This is a genomic window from Actinacidiphila yanglinensis, from assembly GCF_900107965.1.
In the GTDB taxonomy this organism is placed as follows: domain Bacteria; phylum Actinomycetota; class Actinomycetes; order Streptomycetales; family Streptomycetaceae; genus Actinacidiphila; species Actinacidiphila yanglinensis.
In genome coordinates, this window is record NZ_FNVU01000001.1 from 339,560 (window position 1) to 355,089 (window position 15,530).

Sequence of the window (15,530 nt, forward strand, 5' to 3'; positions counted from 1 at the left end):
CAACGTTGCCATAGGCTCCGTCCGCCGCCGGTTTCTGTCAAGTGCCCGCGGTGGAGGCGGCTTGGCGGGTGGGGTGCGGTCCACCACGTGCGGCCGGTTTCCGCAGGTCAGGGGATGAGGGGGTGGCGGGCGGCGGGGCCGGTGGATCACTTGTCAGGGGAGTGGCGGCAGTTGGCGGTGCGGCTTCCGCTTCGTGTGCGGCCCGTGCGCTCGCCGCTCGTACGGCGCCCCGGGTCCGGTACGCGTCCGGTCGCGTCGTGTCCGCCGGGAAACGGGCGAAGGAACGTACGCCGAATGCCCTTGATGGGAGGATGCTTCGGAGACATCCGCGACAGCGCAGAGCAGGGGACGGGGCGGTGGCGGTGACCCGGCAGGACGCGGACGGGCTCGCCCGGGCCTGCCAGGACCTGGACGACATCCGCGCCGTCTGCGTCGATGCGTACGGCGACGACGGCGCGGTGCGGCGCCTGCTCGCGGCGGTCGCGGACCGGCGGGACCTGCCCGCGCCGCTGCACGACCTGGACGCCGCGCTGGTCCGGGCCGGGGACGCGCTGGGCCTCCTGGCGCCCGGCTCGCGCGGCCTCCTCCTCCGCGAGGCGGCCGTCGGCCTCCACGCCGCCGATCTCGCCCGGCATCTGGGTCTCGACGTCACCGGCCTGCTCTCCCCGGAGACCGGCAACGAGCTGACCCAGCACCTCTTCACCGAACCCGAACCCCCCACGCCGCCCCTGCCCGGCAGCAGGACCGGCCGCCCCTGAACGCGGCGCCGACTCCTGCCGGTCGGGGCGGGGGTCGGGCAGACTGGGCGGCATGCCCGTCGCGCTGCACCACATCGTCATCGACGCCCACGACCTGCCCGCCCTGGCCCGGTTCTGGTCCGAGGCACTGCACTGGCGGGTGCTGTCCGAGCGGGAGCGGGAGATCGTGATCGGCCCGGACGAGAACGCGCCGGTGGGGATCTGCTTCATGCCGGTGACCGACCCCAAGGTCGTCAAGAACCGGTTGCACCTGGACCTGACGACCACCGCGGAGGACCGGGACGCGGAGATCGCGCGCCTCCTCGCGCTCGGTGCCCGCAGGGCGGATGTCGGGCAGAGCGGCGAGGAGTCGTGGACGGTGCTGGCCGATCCGGAGGGGAACGAGTTCTGCGTGGTGCGCCCGAAGCGGACCCTCGTCGGCTGAGGGGGCCGCGAAGGGGCGGGCCCCGGCTGCCGGCGTGCCCTGGCCGCCGGTGGGGACGGCGACCGCACCGGCGCCGGGTGCGGCGTCAGCGGCGGGCCTCGATCGTCAGGCCGCCCTGGGTGACGTTGCGGATGTGGGCGCCGGCGAGCATGTCGTGCGGGAAGCCGAGCGCGACCGCACTGGCCGTGTCGAGGCGGGCGAGCTGGGCCGCGGTGAAATCGACCTCCAACGCCCCCAGGTTGCCCTCCAGTTGACCGAGGGTGCGGGCGCCGACGATCGGTGCCGTCACGCCCGGGTTCCGCAGGGTCCAGGCCAGCCCGACCTGCGCGGGGGTGCGGCCCGTCTCCGCGGCGACCTCCTTCACGACGTCGGCGATGTCCAGGTTGCGCGCGGTGAGCGTGCCCAGCGCGGCGTTGAAGCTCCTGCGGGTGCCGTCGCCGGACGCGACGTTCGCCGCGGTCAGGTCCTCGCGGCGGTACGTGCCGGCGAGCACCCCGCCGGCCAGCGGGGAGAACGGCACCACGCCCAGCCCCATCGCGCGGGCCATGGGGATCAGGTCGCGCTCCCCGGTGCGCTCGATCAGGTTGTACTCCAGCTGGAGCGCGACCAGCGGCGACCAGCCGCGCAGGTCCGCGATCGTCTGCATGCGCGCGATCTGCCAGGCCGGGGCGCTGGAGATCCCCACGTACAGGATCTTGCCCTGCCGTACGAGGTCGTCCATGCCGCGCAGGATCTCCTCGACCGGCGTGGTGGGGTCCCACACGTGCAGGTAGAGCAGGTCGATGTAGTCCGTGCCGAGCCGCCGCAGGCTCGACTCCACCGCCGCGAACAGGTTCTTGCGGTGCGCGCCGCCGGAGTTCGGGTCGCCGGGCCGGCGCAGGGTGGTGTACTTCGTCGCCAGCACCAGGCGCTCGCGGCTGTCGCGGGCGAACTCGCCCAGCATCCGCTCCGAGGTGCCGCCGGTGTACGTGTCGGCGGTGTCGACGAAGTTGCCGCCCCCCTCGACGTAGCGGTCGAACAGCTTGCGTGCCTCGTCCTTCTCTGCGCCCCAGCCCCACTCGGTGCCGAAGGTCGCCGCGCCCAGGGCCAGCGGTGAGACCCGCAGCCCGGAGCGGCCCAGCAGCCGGTAGGTGTCGAGGGTGAGCGGCATCGTGTCCTCCTGGGGTGGTGATCGTCGTCGGGAACGAGCCTGTGCCGGCCGCGCGCCAGGGGTAAGGGAGGGAGCTTCCTGGGAAGACGGGTCCCACCCTCGGTGTTGCACGAGCGTGATGACTCGGACCGTCGACAGCACGCGGGAGCTGGCCGCCTTCCTGCGGTCCCGGCGCGAGGGCCTGGACCCGGGCGAGGTCGGGCTGCCCACGCGGCGGCAGGCCCGGCGGACCCCGGGGCTGCGCCGCGAGGAGGTCGCCGAGCTGGCCGGGGTGAGCGTCGACTACGTCGTGCGGCTGGAGCAGGGGCGCGGGCTGCGGCCGTCGGCGGACGTGGTGGAGGGGCTGGCCCGGGCGCTGCGCCTGACCCCGGTCGAGCGTGCCTACCTCTTCGGTCTGGCCGGGCACCGAGCCCGCGGCGCGGACGCGCCCGACACCACCGCGGCGCCCCCGCTGGCCGGGCTGGTCGCCGACCTGTCACCCCTGCCGGCCATGCTGACGAACCACCGGTACGACATCCTCGCCTGGAACCGCGAGATGACCCGGCTGCTGCTGGACTTCGGCACCCTGCCCCCGGAGCAGCGCAACGCGATGTGGCTGTGCCTGCGGCATCCGCGGATCCGCGGGCTCTACGTCGACCGCGAGCGCGTCGTCCGGGACGGCGTCGCCCATCTGCGCACCGCGTGGGCGGCGCACCCCGACGACCGGGCGCTGAGCGGCCTCATCGCCGGGTTCCTCACCCACGACGAGGAGTTCGCGCGGCTGTGGGACGAGCGCGACATCCGGGTCAACGGCCGCGGGCACAAGGCCCTGCGGCACCCCGAGGCCGGCGTGCTGACGGTGAACTTCGACCTGCTGGTTCCGCTCCAGGACCCGAACCAGCGGCTGCTCGTCTTCCGCCCCGCGGACGAGGAGAGCCGGTCGGCCCTGGACCGGCTGTGCGCCCGGTGAGGCCGCACGCGTCCCTGGGGGTGCGTGGGAAACCGCACGAGAGCCCACCACCGGCGGGCGGCCGGGAGCGGACCGGGACCGCCACGGCGGCCCGCCGCGCACCCGCCTCTAGGCGGTGGCCGCCGCCGCGCCGGCGTCGGAGGGCACCCGTCCGCCCGGGTCCGTACGAGGCCGCGCCCGCGGAGCGTACGGATCTCCGCCCGGACGACAGGTTCCGGACCGCCGCGGTGTCCGTCCTGACGACATCCCCGGCGATCCGCGCCCGTACCCGGATCGCCGGGGCGGTCCGAGCCGGTCGTGCTGTCGCACCTGGCGGGCACGGCGCGGGCGACTCCCGGGCACCACTCAGGCGCGTCGCGGGCACCTCGCGGGCGCCGGGGGACGGGTCCGATCGTGCCGCGCGGGACCCGGGTGATATGCCTGTGCGGGGGAGGGAATCCGCCGGTCCGGAAGGCCCGGCGGGAGGCAGCGACGAGGAGCCACAGTGAAGTTCGGGATCTCCACCTTCATCACCGACCGGAGCATCCGGCCCGCCCCCCTCGGGCGGGCCCTGGAGGAGCGCGCGTTCGACTCCCTGTTCATCGCGGAGCACAGCCACATCCCGGCCGACCGGAGTTCGGAGTACCCCGGCGGCGGCGAGCTGCCGGAGATGTACTACCGCACGCTGGACCCCTTCGTGGCACTGACCGCGGTCGCCTCGGTCACCGAGGAGCTGCTGGTGGGCACCGGTATCGCGCTGATCGCCCAGCGCGACCCGATCCACATGGCGAAGGAGGTCGCCTCACTCGACCTGGTCTCCGGCGGGCGGTTCGTCTTCGGCGTCGGCGTCGGCTGGAACCGCGAGGAGATGGCCAACCACGGCACCGACCCCGCCAGCCGCGGCCGGCTCGCCAACGAGCGGCTGCGCGCGATGATCGAGCTGTGGACGCAGGAGAAGGCCGAGTTCCACGGCGAGTTCGTCGACTTCGACCCGGTCTACGCCTGGCCGAAGCCGGTCCGGCGGCCGCACCCTCCGATCTACGTCGGCGGCGGCCAGGCCGCCTTCCCCAGGGTCGCCGAGTTCGGCGATGCCTGGCTGGCCAACAGCCTCCCGCCGAAGGTGATGGGGGAGCGGATGAAGGAACTGCGCGCGGTCGCGGGCCGCGACATCCCCGTCACGGTGTACGGGGCGAAGGCCGAGCCCGAGACGGTCGAGGGGTACGCCGAGCTCGGCGTGGAGCGGGTGCAGTTCATGCTGCCGTCGGTTGCCGAGCCGGCCGCGCTGGAGCGCCTCGACGCGTTCGCCGAGCTCGCGGCCCGCTACCGCTGATGCCCGGCCTCGCTCCGGCCGAGGCCCGCGCACGGTTCGCGGCATCCCGGATCGCCCGCCTGGCGACCGCGGATGCCGCGGGCCGCCCGCACCTGGTGCCGGTCGTCTTCGTGGTGGACGGCGACCGGGTGGCCATGGCCGTCGACCACAAGCCCAAGCGGTCGCCCCGGCTCAAACGGCTGGCCAACATCCGTGCCAACCCCGCCGTGTGCCTGCTCGCCGACGCGTACGACGAGGACTGGGACCGGCTGTGGTGGGTCCGGGCCGACGGTTCGGCCCGCGTCCTGCCGCCCGCCGCGGAAACCGTCGCGGAGCCCGCGGCGGAGACGGTCGCGGGGTCCGCCGCGGAACCCGCCGCCCCGGACGCCGCCGCGTCCGCCCGCTGGACGGAACTGCTCGCGGCCAAGTACCCGCGGCAGTACACCGGACGGCATCCGGAGGGCGAGGTCGTGGAGATCGCCGTCACCGCGTGGACCGGCTGGCGCGCGACCTGACCCGGTTGCCCCGCGGCGCGTGACGCGCGGGTCCGGTGGGGCGTTACCGGACCCGCGGGGCCGCGGCGCCCCGCCGGGAACCCGAACCCGCCGCTGGACAAGGGGAGACGACGATGACGAACCTGCCCGACGTGGTGTCGCGCGAGGAGTGGCGCGCCGCCCGCAAGGAACTCCTGGCCGAGGAGAAGCAGCTCACCCGGGCGCGCGACCGCGTCAACGCCGCCCGCCGCCGGCTGCCGATGGTCCGGATCGACAAGCCGTACACCTTCCGGGGCCCGGACGGCGAGGTGGGACTGCTCGACCTGTTCGAGGGGCGGCCGCAACTGGTCGTCCACCACTTCATGTGGGCCTACGACACCGACGAGAACGGCGTCGAGCAGCCCCGCGACACGGGCTGCCCCAGCTGCGCGTCCGCGGCCGACGGGATCGCCGGACTGCGGGCGTTGCACGCCCGCAACACCACGCTGGCCGCGATCACGCGCGCCCCCTACCCGAAACTCGCCGCCTTCCGCGACCGGATGGGCTGGACGTCCCCCTGGTACTCCTCGGCCGGCAGCGACTTCAACCACGACTTCCACGCGACCGTCGACGACCGGGTCGCGCCGGTCGAGGTCTTCCACCGCACCGAGGCCGAACTCGCCGCGGCCGGGACCCCCTGGTCGGCGGAGATGCGCGGCGACTGGCCCGGGATCAGCGCGTTCCTGCGCGTCGGGGACGAGGTCTTCCACACGTACGCGACCTTCGGCCGGGGCATCGAGGAGTTCCACAACGGCTACCCGTACCTCGACCTGACCGCGCTCGGCCGCCAGGAGGCGTGGGAGGAGCCGAAGGACCGCGCGGTCCCGCTCGGGCGCCAAGTGGGCGGCCCCGGGATGCGGTTCCCGGACGAGTACGACGCCTGAGGCCCGGCGGAGGCGGCCGGGCGGCCGGGTGAGGCGTCCCGCCGCCCGCCCGGGTCCCGCCAACCGCGGTGCCCGGCAGCCGCGTTCGGGCCCCGCCGCGCGCGTCGGGCGTTCACCCGCCGCGCGGCCGCGCCACCCGGCCCAGGGTCCGCCCCGCCACGCACCTGCGCTTTCCCGCGGACCCGATCCGGAATCCGGCCTGCGCTTTCTCTGTACGGGCGCTGTGAGGCTGATGTAACGTCGCCGACGTACATGGGGCTTGAATCGATTCAATCCCGGATTCAGCCTCGTCACCCGTCCCCGGAGGTGCCGTCGTGCCGCCGTCAGAACAGAAGCCGGGAGCGGCCCGGCGCCGCGTCCGGGCGAGATCCGCAGCCCCGTTCGCAGCCGGGCCCCCGCCCCGCGGCCGCGCCCGCTTCCGCGGCCGCGGCAGGTTCACCGTCGCCGCGCTGCTGTGCGCGGTGCTCGCCCTCTTCCTCCCGGCCGCCGGCGCCGTCGCGGCCCAACCACGGCTGACCGTGTCGGCCCTTCAGGCCGACTACGCCACCCACCCGTTGGGGATCGACGACGCGCACCCGAGCCTGAGCTGGCAGTTGGGCGCGTCGGCCAACGGCGCGCGCCAGGCCGCGTACCGTATCCTCGTCGCGACCACCCCGGACCGGCTCACCCCGGGCCGCGCCGACGTCTGGGACAGCGGCAAGGTCGCCTCGGCCGCGTCGGTGGGGGTCGCCTACGGCGGGCCGGCGCTGCGGTCGGCGCAGCGCTACTACTGGACGGTCCAGGCGTGGGACGCGCAGGGCAACGGGTCCGGCTGGGCCGCGTCCACCTGGTGGGAGACGGGACTGCTCACCGCGGCGGACTGGCAGGGCGCGCAGTGGATCAGCCCGGACACCGCGGGGCAGGGCGTCTGGTCGGACTTCGACCTCGACACGGACTTCACCATCGTCAAGGGCGCGGCCAGCGTGGTCTTCCGCGCGAAGGACGCCAACAACCTCTACATGTGGCAGGTCAATTCGGAGGTCGACCCGGGCAAGGTGATGCTGCGCCCGCACGTCGAGGTGAACGGCTCCTTCGCCCACGTCGTGCCCGACATCGATATCAGCCAGGTCGTCACACAGGCGAACGTCAACGACAAGCACCACCTGCGGATCGAGGCCGACGGTCCGACGATCACCACCTGGATCGACGGCACCCAGGTCTCCACCCTCACGGACTCCACCTTCACCCAGGGCACGATCGGCTTCCGGGTCGGTGACTCGACCGAGGACTCCCTCTACGGCGCGCTGGCCGTGCATGGGCTCGACGGCAGCCCGCTGTTCTCCGACGACTTCTCCGCCGACCCCGACCCCTCCTTCCCGCAGGCGGGCGTCACCGGCGGCCAGTTGGAGCCGCGGTCCGGGATCGAACTGCTCGACTCCAGCGCCGACGCCCCGATGCTGCGCCACGACTTCACCCTCGGCGGCAAGAAGATCGCGCAGGCCCGCGCCTACGTCGACGGCCTGGGCCTGTACGAACTGCACGTCAACGGCAAGAAGATCGGCGACGACGTCCTCAGCCCCGCCGACACCCCGTACGACCAGCGCGACCTGTACCGGACGTATGACGTGACCAGCGCGGTGCGCAACGGCGCGAACGCGGTCGGCATCTGGCTCGGCAACGGCTACGGGACGCAGTTCAGCCCGTACGGCTTCCGGTGGACCGGCCCGAAGCAGGCGACGATGCTGCTGGAGGTCACCTACACCGACGGCACCCGGCAGGCGATCACCACCGGCTCCGGCTGGACCTGGGCGAACGGCCCGATCACGGCCAACGACATGTACGCCGGCGAGACGTACGACGCCCGGCTGGCGAGCCCCGGCTGGGACCTCCCCGGCTTCGACGCGTCCGGCGAGCACCCGGTCACCACCGTGGCCGCGCCGGGCGGCAGCCTCGTCGCGGACGACGTGCCACCGGTACGGGTCACCCAGACCCTGCGGCCGGTGCGGATGACGCAGCCGCAACCCGGCGTCTACGTCTACGACCTCGGCCAGGACATCGCGGGCTGGGAGCAGTTGAAGGTGGCCGGCCCGGCCGGCACCACGGTGCGGATGCGCACGGCCGAGGAGGTCGGCGCCGACGGCATGCTCGACACCACGACCAACCGCAGCGCCGCGTCCACCGACCGGTACACGCTGGCGGGCACCGGAGGCACCGAGACGTACGAACCGCGCTTCACCTACCACGGCTTCCGCTACGTCGAGGTGACCGGTTACCCGGGCACGCCGACCCTGGACTCGATCGCCGGCCGGGTCGTGCACGCGGACGTGGCGTCCACCGCCACGTTCAGCTCCTCCGACCCGATGCTCGACCGCATCTGGCAGAACAACCAGCACACCATCCTGAACAACTCGATGAGCCTGCCCACCGACAACCCGGTCCGCGACGAGCGCACGCCCCCCGGTATGGACGTGCAGGCGTACCACGACGCGTCCACCGGCGAGTTCGGCATGGACCGCTTCTACGCGAGCTACCTGCGCGACATGCCGCCGGGCACGGCGCTGCCCAACGACGCGGGCAACGCCCAGAACCCGGACATGGGCGGCGACCAGATCTCGCTGGCCTGGACGCTTTACCAGACCTACGGCGACAAGGCCACGCTGGCCGCGATGTACCCGGCGATGAAGGCGTTCGTGGACAAGAACGCGACCGACGTGCCCGGGCACATCTGGCCGGCCGACCACGGCTTCGGCGACTGGTGCCCGCCGGTGTACGGCCCCGGCGTGAACGGCGGCCTCGGCAGCCCGGGCGTCGGTTCCTGCACGAGCGAGGTGTCGCTGGTCAACACCTCGCTGTCCTACCTCCAGGCGACCGACACCGCGCTGGCCGCGCAGGCGCTCGGCCAGCCCGCGGACGCCGCGCACTACACGGCCCTCGCCTCGGACATCAAGGACGCGTTCAACGCGGCGTTCCTCAACTCCGCGCACGACGGCTACGCGGACGGCCGGCAGACCACCAGCATCCTGCCGCTCGCGTTCGGCATGGTGCCCGCCGCCGACCTCACCGCGGTCGGCGACCAGCTCGTCCACACCATCACGGTCACCAACCAGGGCCACCTGGACACGGGCATCTTCGGCACCCGCTACCTCATGGACGCCCTGTCCGCGATCGGCCGCACGGACCTGGCGACGAGCGTTCTGGACCAGAAGACCTACCCCGGATTCGGGTACGAGATCAGCCAGGGGGCGACCACCGACTGGGAGGAGTGGACCTACGCCTCCAGCATGGAGTCCCACGACCACGCGATGTTCAGCGGCATCAACGCGTCGTTCACCAGCGTGCTCGGCGGGATCGGCGCGACGGGCGCCGGCTACGGCAGCGTGGACATCGCGCCCCAGGTCCCGGCCGGGCTGGACCACGTGTCCGCCTCGGTGCGGACCGTCCGCGGCCAGGTCTCCTCGTCCTGGACGCGCAGTGCCCACGCGTTCACGCTCGACGTGGCGATCCCGGTCAACAGCACCGCGACCGTCTCCGTCCCGCTCCTCGGCCACCCGGCCGGCAGCCTCCACCCGGTCCACGGCGCGAAGCTGCTGACGGTCGCGAACGGCGTCGCCCGCTACGCCGTGGGCTCCGGCGACTGGCACTTCACGGTCAAGCTGTAACCCTCACCCGCCCCGACAACGCCCGCCCCGCACGGAGTTCCCGTGCGGGGCGGGCGGCTGTGCTGGAACGGGCGGGATGTTCGCGATGTGCGGGGTGGACGAGGAAAGCCGTCAGGCGACCTGCACGGCCACAACCAGCTCTGGGCGCCCGGACCTTCACCCCGCCTGACCACGGTCCTGGACCGGGAGACCCTCGGCCTGGCCGAGCCCGCGTACGACCTGCGCTCGCTCGCACCGTGCCGGAGTGGCTGGACGACCTCGCGGGGCGGTTCGCGGAACTCGGCGTGCGGGTGTGAACCGGGGTGCGGCACGGCGCCGTCAATCGGGTGGACCGGCCGGGGGTGACGGTGGTCCACTGCCGGGGTGAGTCTCGCGGTGGACGTGTTCCAGGTCGGCCCCGGCGGCGCGGCGCAGGTGCTGGACGTGCCGCCGGGCTGCTCCGACCTGGCCGGGTTCGAGCGCTGGCGGACGACGGTGTGGGGATCGGACGCGGCCCGCTCGCTGGGCGCGCGGTTCCTGCCCGTGCTCGCCGAGGGCGACCTGTACGTATGGCCGGGCCAGGTGGGCGAGTTCCTGGACGAGTGTGCGCTGCTGCGGGCGGGGCTCGACGCTCTCGTGCCCGGCCTCGCCGGCGCGGACCCGGGCCGTGCGCCCGCCGAGCACCGGCGGCGCATCTCCGCGCGCCTCGCGAACATCGAGGCGGCCGCCCGCCGCGCCCTGCGTGAGGACGGCGGCGTCCTGGTCTGGTGAGGCGGCTCCCGCTCTGTTGATGCGGGAAGTGCCCGGGCGGCCGGGCCGGTTGCCGTGACGGGCCGCCGCCCGCCACCGCGGCCGGCCTGTGCCGCCCGGGGGTCTGTTACCGGCCCTGGCCGGGTGCGATGTTCCCGGTGACCGGTGCGGGACCGTTGACCGTCAGTACGCCATGCAGACGCTGGGCGCCGCCGCGGCGCTTGCGCTCTGGGGAACCGCCACCGATATCGCCGAATAGAGCACCACGGTAAACACGCCGGAAAGGACGGCGAGCAGGGCAGCTCGGCGCGGAAAAGACAGGGTTCGGCTCACTGCGACGTTTCTCCTACTGAGCGGTGGTGCAAGGTACGGAACGGCTTGGTCGTTGATGGTCGACCACACCTCCGGCCGTCTCCGCGTCGCGGTTCGATCAAGAAACGGTACCGGTCGCGAGCTTGCGGCCTACGCGATCCGCCGGCCCCCCGAGGGTTGTCGGGAGACTAGCGCACACAGCCCTCAAGATCCCAACTCCCCTGCGGGCAAGGCCAGTACAGGGCGGTGTGCGCTACCGTGGGCGCACGCCGCCGGCCCTCACGGGGCCCGCCGCCCATGCAACCATGGCCAGAGCTCCGCGCCCCCGGCCGCCCGCCCCCGCCACCCGCGCGTCAAGGCAACTGCAAGGTCCCTGCAAGACTTCCTCCGCACCCCCCGGGTAATTCCCCGAACACGGCCCGGCCACGGCGCTGAAACCGACGGTGCAGGCGCGGTCGGGCCGCCCGGATCACGGGGTCCGGGAAACGCGGAGGGAATTCGCTATGGGTGCCGATATCGGCCCGGGCAGGCCGATGGAAGGGGAACGCGAACAATGGCTGACGGTGCGCGGCTGCAAGAAGGTGCTGGTGATCGCCCAGACACTGACGTACGGGCAACGGCTGTCCGACGTGTTCTCGCTCTTTGACTCCGACATGAGGGTCCAGCTGTTCTTCACCGTGGCGCCGCACGCGTTCGGTGAGGGGGTGACCCGGTTCCTGAGCCGGCTGGGCAGCCCGGTCATCCCGTGGGAGGAAGCGGTGCGCCGGGACTTCGACCTGGCGCTGGCGGCCGGGTGGGAGCACATCGACCAGGTCCGGGCCCCGCTGGTGCTGTTCTCCCACGGGGCGGGGCACATCAAGCTGCAGCGGATCTGGCACGGGGCGCCGAGCCAGGAGCGCCCGCCGGGGATGCTCAGCCGGGACAACCTCACCCGGGGCGGGCGGGTGGTGCCCGCCGCGGTCGCGCTCGCCCACCGGGACGACCTGGCGACCCTCGCCCGCAACTGCCCGGAAGGCGTGCCCGTCGCGACGGTCGTGGGTGACCCCGTGTACGACCGGCTCGCCGTCAGCCTGCCGCGCCGCAAGGCGTACCGGGACGCGCTCGGACTGCGGGCCGGGCAGAAGCTGGTGGTGGTCAGCAGCACCTGGGGGCAGGGCGCGTCGTTCGCGGCCCTGGACGAGCTCCTGCCGCGCCTGCTCAGCGAGTTACCGCGCCGGGCGTACCGCGTGGCGGTCCTGACCCACCCCAACATCTGGGCCGGGCACGGCTGGTGGCAGGTGGCCGCCTGGCTGTCGGCGTACCGGCGCCGGGGGATCGCGCTGGTGCCGCCGGAGGCCGACTGGCGGGCGGTGCTGGCCGCGGCCGACTGGGTGCTGGGCGACCACGGATCGGTGACGTCGTACGCCACCCTGACTCCGGCGCCGATCCTGCTGGCCCGCTACCCGCACGACCGGGTGCACCACGCCTCGCCGGCCGCGGCGCTGGCCCGGCTCGCCCCGGCGTTGTCCTCGGCCCACCCCTTGGAGGCCCAACTCCGTTACGCGGCGGAGGAGTACCGGCGCGAGGAGTACGAGGGGATCGCGGCCCGGCTGTCCTCCGAGCCCGGCCGGTTCAACCAGCACATCCGCGCTCTGGTCTACGGGCTGCTGGGCATCGGGCGGCCCGCGCACCGCGTGCGGCCCGCGCCGGTCCCGCTCCCGGCCGCGCTGGACCGGTGGACGGTGGGCGCGGTCGGGGAGGCGGCGTGAGGGGTCGCCGTACTTCCGATTCCGCGGTCGCCCTGGTCGTCGTCGGGGAGGTGGCGCACCACCGCGCGGCGGCGTGCGCACAGGTGGCCGTGTACCTGCGGTCGCGGCACGGGCGGCGGCTCGTGGACGCGCACCTGAGCGCGGACCCGGACCTCGCCGGCGGGTGCTGCCCGCAGCACGCGGACGTGCTTCGGCAGGGACGGCCGCAGCCGGGCGGCGGGGCGCTGCGGACGGTGGACGAGCTGCTCGCGGGCTTTCCCGGGTGCCTCGTCGCGGCGGTCGCCACCCGTGCGGGCGGCTGCGTGCTGGGCGCCAGGGACGGCGGGCGGGTGCTGGCGGTTCCCGAGCGTGGCGGCCGGACGATGACGCGCACCGATCGCGCCGCGCTTGCGTCGTTCCTGCACGCGACGCTCGTCCTCGGCGTGAGGTGGTCCGCACTGCGGTCGATCGGCGTGTCCGTCGTGCCCCCGGCGGGCCGCGCCACGCGGGCGACCGTGGCCACCCGGCTCACCCGGGTACGGCTGCGGCCGATCGCACCCCCGGCGGCGGCAGGAGCCGCCCGCCGGGCCCTCACCTGAACCGGCGTCAGGGCGGGGCGTCTTCAGGTCGCAGGCCACGGAGGCGCCCTTCCACACGCCGGGCATCGACCGGGCCGGCACCGGTGAAGATCCGCAGCGCGTCCTCGTACAGCTGCCGCGCGGCGGTCGCGTCGCCGTCGCGCTCGGCCACCCGGCCCAGCATCTCCAGGGTCCTGGCCCGCCAGAAGGGCGATCCCGCGGCATCGAACTCGTCCAGCGCGAGACGGAGTTCGCGCACCCCGTCGTCGCGCCGGCCCGCTCCCGCGAGGGCGTACCCGAACAGGGCGCGGGCCCGCGCGGCGTCGTAGGGGTCGCGCTCGGCCGTCAACTCGGCTTGCGCGCGGGCGAGACGCCTGGAGGCGGTGGCGAAGTCGTCCCGCTCCAGGGCGAGTTCGCCCAGCCGCAGCCGGGAGAGGGCCGCCCCGCGGTGATAGCCGACGGCCTCGCGCAGCCGGAGCGCCTGGAGGAACATCTCCTCGGCAAGCTCGAGGTGGCCGGCGGCGCGGTAGGAGCTGCCCAGGCCGCTGAGCGCCTGCGCCTCGTCGCGGAGGTCACCCTGCTGTCGGGCGAGGTCGAGGGCCTGGGAGAACCACCGCACGGCCTCTTCGTGGCGTCCCGCGCTGCGCAGCCCGATGCCCCCGGAGGTGAGCATGCGGGCCTGCGCGGCGGGATTTCCGCTGTCGCGCGCGGCGGCCAGCCCGATCTCGTGGGACGCGATCCACGTGTCGTACATCCGCAGCCGCAGGAACATGGGCCACAGCGCATCGACGAGTTGCCAGGCGGTGTCGTGCCACCGGGCCCGCGCGGCCTGCCGCACCGCCGCGATGAGGGCGTCGCGGTGCGCCTCCAGCCAGGCCAGGGCCGCGTCCTCGCCGGTGAACGCGGGCGGTGGCTCGGCGGGGAAGCGGTAGGTGCGCTCCAGGGTGCGGTGGCTGGGGGACAGCAGCGCTTCGGCGGAGGTGGCCGTGGCCAGGCACCAGTCCACGTGACGGCGCACGGTGTCCTCGCGCGCCGGCGCCGTCTCGTCGGACTCCGCGCGCTGCGCGGCGTGCAGGCGCACCAGGGCGTGGAAACGGAACTGGCCCCCTCCCGCCGGTTCCAGGAGGCTCGCCTCCACCAGCACGTCGATGAGGCCCTCGGCCTCGTCGGGCCGCAGGGCCGCGGCCGCCGCCGCAAGCGCGGTGTCGAACACCACCGCGGGCAGCAGGCCGAGCCGGCGGTAGAGGCGGGCCGCGTCCGGCGGCAGCACGCCGTACGAGGCGTCCAGGACCGCCTGGACCGTGCCGGCGCCCTCCGCCCGCAGCACCCCCAGCGGCCCCGCACCGCCGGTCAGCGCGTCCCGCAGCGACGCCACCGGCTGGTCCGGCCGCGACGCGAGCCGGGCCGAGGCGAGGCGTACCGCCAGCGGGAGGCCCGCGCACAGGGCGACGACCTCGCGCACCGCCGCCGGCTCGCGCGCGGCCCGCGTCCGGCCGGTGCCGCGCGTGAACAGTTCCTCGGCCGCCTCGGTGTCGAGCACCCCGAGCGGCCAGAACCCGGCCCCGTCGACAGCCAGGCCGGTCAGCCGCTGCCGGCTGGTGGCCAGGACGAGGCTGCCGGGCGCGTTGGGCAGCAGCAGCCGGACCTCGGCGGCGCTCAGCGCGTCGTCCACCATGACGGCGAACCGCAGCGTCGCCGTGACGGACCGCCACAGCGCCGCTCGCTCGGCCAGGTCGGCCGGCTCGATGCTCTCGCCGAAGGCACGCAGCAGGTATCCGAGCACGTCCCCCGGGTGCGCCGGGCCGCCGGGCGCACCCCCGCCCAGGTTCACGTAGAGCTGGCCGTCGGGGAACTCCGCCACCCGCGCGCCGAGCCACCGCGACGCCAGCGCGGTCTTTCCCACCCCGGCCTGCCCGCTGACCACGATCACCTGGGCGGCGCTCGGGTCGCGCTCCTCCCGCAGCTCGTCCAGCGCCCTCAGATCGAGTCCTCGGCCGGTGAAGTACGGCGACGCTGGGAGGAGTTGGCGCGGTATCGGGCGCTTCGGAGCGGCGGCCACGGGGGCGTGGTGGACGTGGATGCCGCCGGTGATGTCCCGCGCCTGCACGACCGGGCCGTGCACTTGCGCGCCGCCGTCCAGGCGATTGTTCACCGTGTCGCCGCGCACTTCCGGCGCCGGATACCGCAGCGCCCAGCGCCGCAACCGGTCCAGCGACGGGCCGTTGCGGGCCGCCACGGCGGTGAGGCGCGCGGCGCGGGCGCGTAGAGTCGCCGCGGTGGCGGCGCCGGCCGGCCCAGCGGCTTCCACCGCCCCGGCGACGCCCTCCGTCCGCAGGTCGCGCCATGCCGCGGCGAGTTCGGGGTCCAATCCGGTCAGGGACCCCATCGCCTCGGTCAGCGCCTGCCAGGCCGCCGGATCCCGTCCGACGGCGTGGGAAACCTTGGCCGATAACAACGCCTCGACCACGCGCACGTCCACCATCTTCTCCCCCCGCCTCGCAGCCGTGCGGCTCCGCCCTGACGCCAGGCGCCCTTGCGGGACGGCACGTTCCGCAGCTCC

At 74.3% G+C, this 15,530-nt stretch carries 13 protein-coding genes; 10 read left to right on the forward strand and 3 right to left on the reverse strand.

Annotated elements, in window-relative coordinates:
* Nucleotides 1-356 precede the first annotated feature (356 nt).
* Together C4U44_RS01355 and C4U44_RS01360 are read left to right on the forward strand one after the other, a co-directional pair.
* Nucleotides 357-758: a hypothetical protein gene (locus C4U44_RS01355; RefSeq protein ID WP_103883684.1), complete on the forward strand. Its 402-nt coding sequence runs from the start codon at nt 357-359 to the stop codon at nt 756-758.
* A 52-nt stretch (nt 759-810) separates the two neighbouring features.
* Entirely contained in the window at nt 811-1,182 is a 372-nt protein-coding gene (locus C4U44_RS01360) for a VOC family protein (protein WP_103883685.1), read from the forward strand.
* 85 nt (nt 1,183-1,267) lie between these two features.
* Here C4U44_RS01360 and C4U44_RS01365 read toward each other — a convergent pair whose 3' ends face one another.
* Entirely contained in the window at nt 1,268-2,332 is a 1,065-nt protein-coding gene (locus tag C4U44_RS01365; protein WP_103883686.1) for an aldo/keto reductase, read from the reverse strand.
* 118 nt (nt 2,333-2,450) lie between these two features.
* On the opposite strand from C4U44_RS01365, the gene C4U44_RS01370 reads away from it, so the two are divergent.
* The 6 genes from C4U44_RS01370 to C4U44_RS01395 all read left to right on the forward strand — a co-directional run bounded on the left by C4U44_RS01370 (nt 2,451) and on the right by C4U44_RS01395 (nt 10,374).
* Nucleotides 2,451-3,281: a helix-turn-helix domain-containing protein gene (locus C4U44_RS01370; protein WP_235031724.1), complete on the forward strand. Its 831-nt coding sequence runs from the start codon at nt 2,451-2,453 to the stop codon at nt 3,279-3,281.
* A gap of 484 nt (nt 3,282-3,765) precedes the next feature.
* On the forward strand, nt 3,766-4,590 hold the full coding sequence (locus C4U44_RS01375) for an LLM class F420-dependent oxidoreductase (protein WP_103883688.1): 825 nt from the start codon (nt 3,766-3,768) through the stop codon (nt 4,588-4,590).
* Nucleotides 4,590-5,084 (forward strand): TIGR03668 family PPOX class F420-dependent oxidoreductase, encoded by a 495-nt coding sequence (locus tag C4U44_RS01380; protein WP_103883689.1) that lies wholly within the window; start codon nt 4,590-4,592, stop codon nt 5,082-5,084. Before C4U44_RS01375 ends, C4U44_RS01380 begins: the two co-directional genes overlap by 1 nt.
* A 113-nt stretch (nt 5,085-5,197) precedes the next feature.
* Complete coding sequence (locus C4U44_RS01385) at nt 5,198-5,986, forward strand: DUF899 domain-containing protein (RefSeq protein ID WP_103883690.1); 789 nt, start codon at nt 5,198-5,200, stop codon at nt 5,984-5,986.
* 314 nt (nt 5,987-6,300) lie between these two features.
* Nucleotides 6,301-9,624: a family 78 glycoside hydrolase catalytic domain gene (locus C4U44_RS01390; protein ID WP_200823103.1), complete on the forward strand. Its 3,324-nt coding sequence runs from the start codon at nt 6,301-6,303 to the stop codon at nt 9,622-9,624.
* 363 nt (nt 9,625-9,987) lie between these two features.
* Nucleotides 9,988-10,374, forward strand: coding sequence for a hypothetical protein (locus C4U44_RS01395; RefSeq protein WP_103883691.1), 387 nt, complete (start codon nt 9,988-9,990; stop codon nt 10,372-10,374).
* A 162-nt stretch (nt 10,375-10,536) separates the two neighbouring features.
* Here the strand turns inward: C4U44_RS01395 and C4U44_RS41400 are convergent, their stop codons facing one another.
* Nucleotides 10,537-10,686 carry a hypothetical protein gene (locus tag C4U44_RS41400; RefSeq protein WP_160144960.1) on the reverse strand — a complete coding sequence of 50 codons (150 nt, stop codon included), beginning with the start codon at nt 10,684-10,686 and terminating at the stop codon, nt 10,537-10,539.
* Nucleotides 10,687-11,168: 482 nt separating this feature from the next.
* Between C4U44_RS41400 and C4U44_RS01400 the strand changes: the two genes are divergently transcribed.
* Together C4U44_RS01400 and C4U44_RS01405 are read left to right on the forward strand one after the other, a co-directional pair.
* Complete coding sequence (locus tag C4U44_RS01400) at nt 11,169-12,413, forward strand: glycosyltransferase family 28 protein (RefSeq protein ID WP_235031725.1); 1,245 nt, start codon at nt 11,169-11,171, stop codon at nt 12,411-12,413.
* On the forward strand, nt 12,410-12,991 hold the full coding sequence (locus tag C4U44_RS01405) for a hypothetical protein (protein WP_103883692.1): 582 nt from the start codon (nt 12,410-12,412) through the stop codon (nt 12,989-12,991). The genes C4U44_RS01400 and C4U44_RS01405 overlap by 4 nt, the downstream gene beginning before the upstream one ends.
* Before the next feature lie 7 nt (nt 12,992-12,998).
* Here the strand turns inward: C4U44_RS01405 and C4U44_RS01410 are convergent, their stop codons facing one another.
* Nucleotides 12,999-15,452, reverse strand: a complete 2,454-nt coding sequence (locus C4U44_RS01410) for an ATP-binding protein (protein ID WP_235031726.1) — start codon at nt 15,450-15,452, stop codon at nt 12,999-13,001.
* Nucleotides 15,453-15,530 lie beyond the last annotated feature (78 nt).

Coding starts and splice junctions, on each gene's coding strand:
- C4U44_RS01360 (WP_103883685.1), top strand. CDS start 811: ATGCCCGTCGCGCTGCACCACATCGTCATCGACGCCCACGACCTGCCC.
- C4U44_RS01365 (WP_103883686.1), bottom strand. CDS start 2,332: ATGCCGCTCACCCTCGACACCTACCGGCTGCTGGGCCGCTCCGGGCTG.
- C4U44_RS01370 (WP_235031724.1), top strand. CDS start 2,451: ATGACTCGGACCGTCGACAGCACGCGGGAGCTGGCCGCCTTCCTGCGG.
- C4U44_RS01380 (WP_103883689.1), top strand. CDS start 4,590: ATGCCCGGCCTCGCTCCGGCCGAGGCCCGCGCACGGTTCGCGGCATCC.
- C4U44_RS01385 (WP_103883690.1), top strand. CDS start 5,198: ATGACGAACCTGCCCGACGTGGTGTCGCGCGAGGAGTGGCGCGCCGCC.
- C4U44_RS01400 (WP_235031725.1), top strand. CDS start 11,169: ATGGGTGCCGATATCGGCCCGGGCAGGCCGATGGAAGGGGAACGCGAA.
- C4U44_RS01410 (WP_235031726.1), bottom strand. CDS start 15,452: ATGGTGGACGTGCGCGTGGTCGAGGCGTTGTTATCGGCCAAGGTTTCC.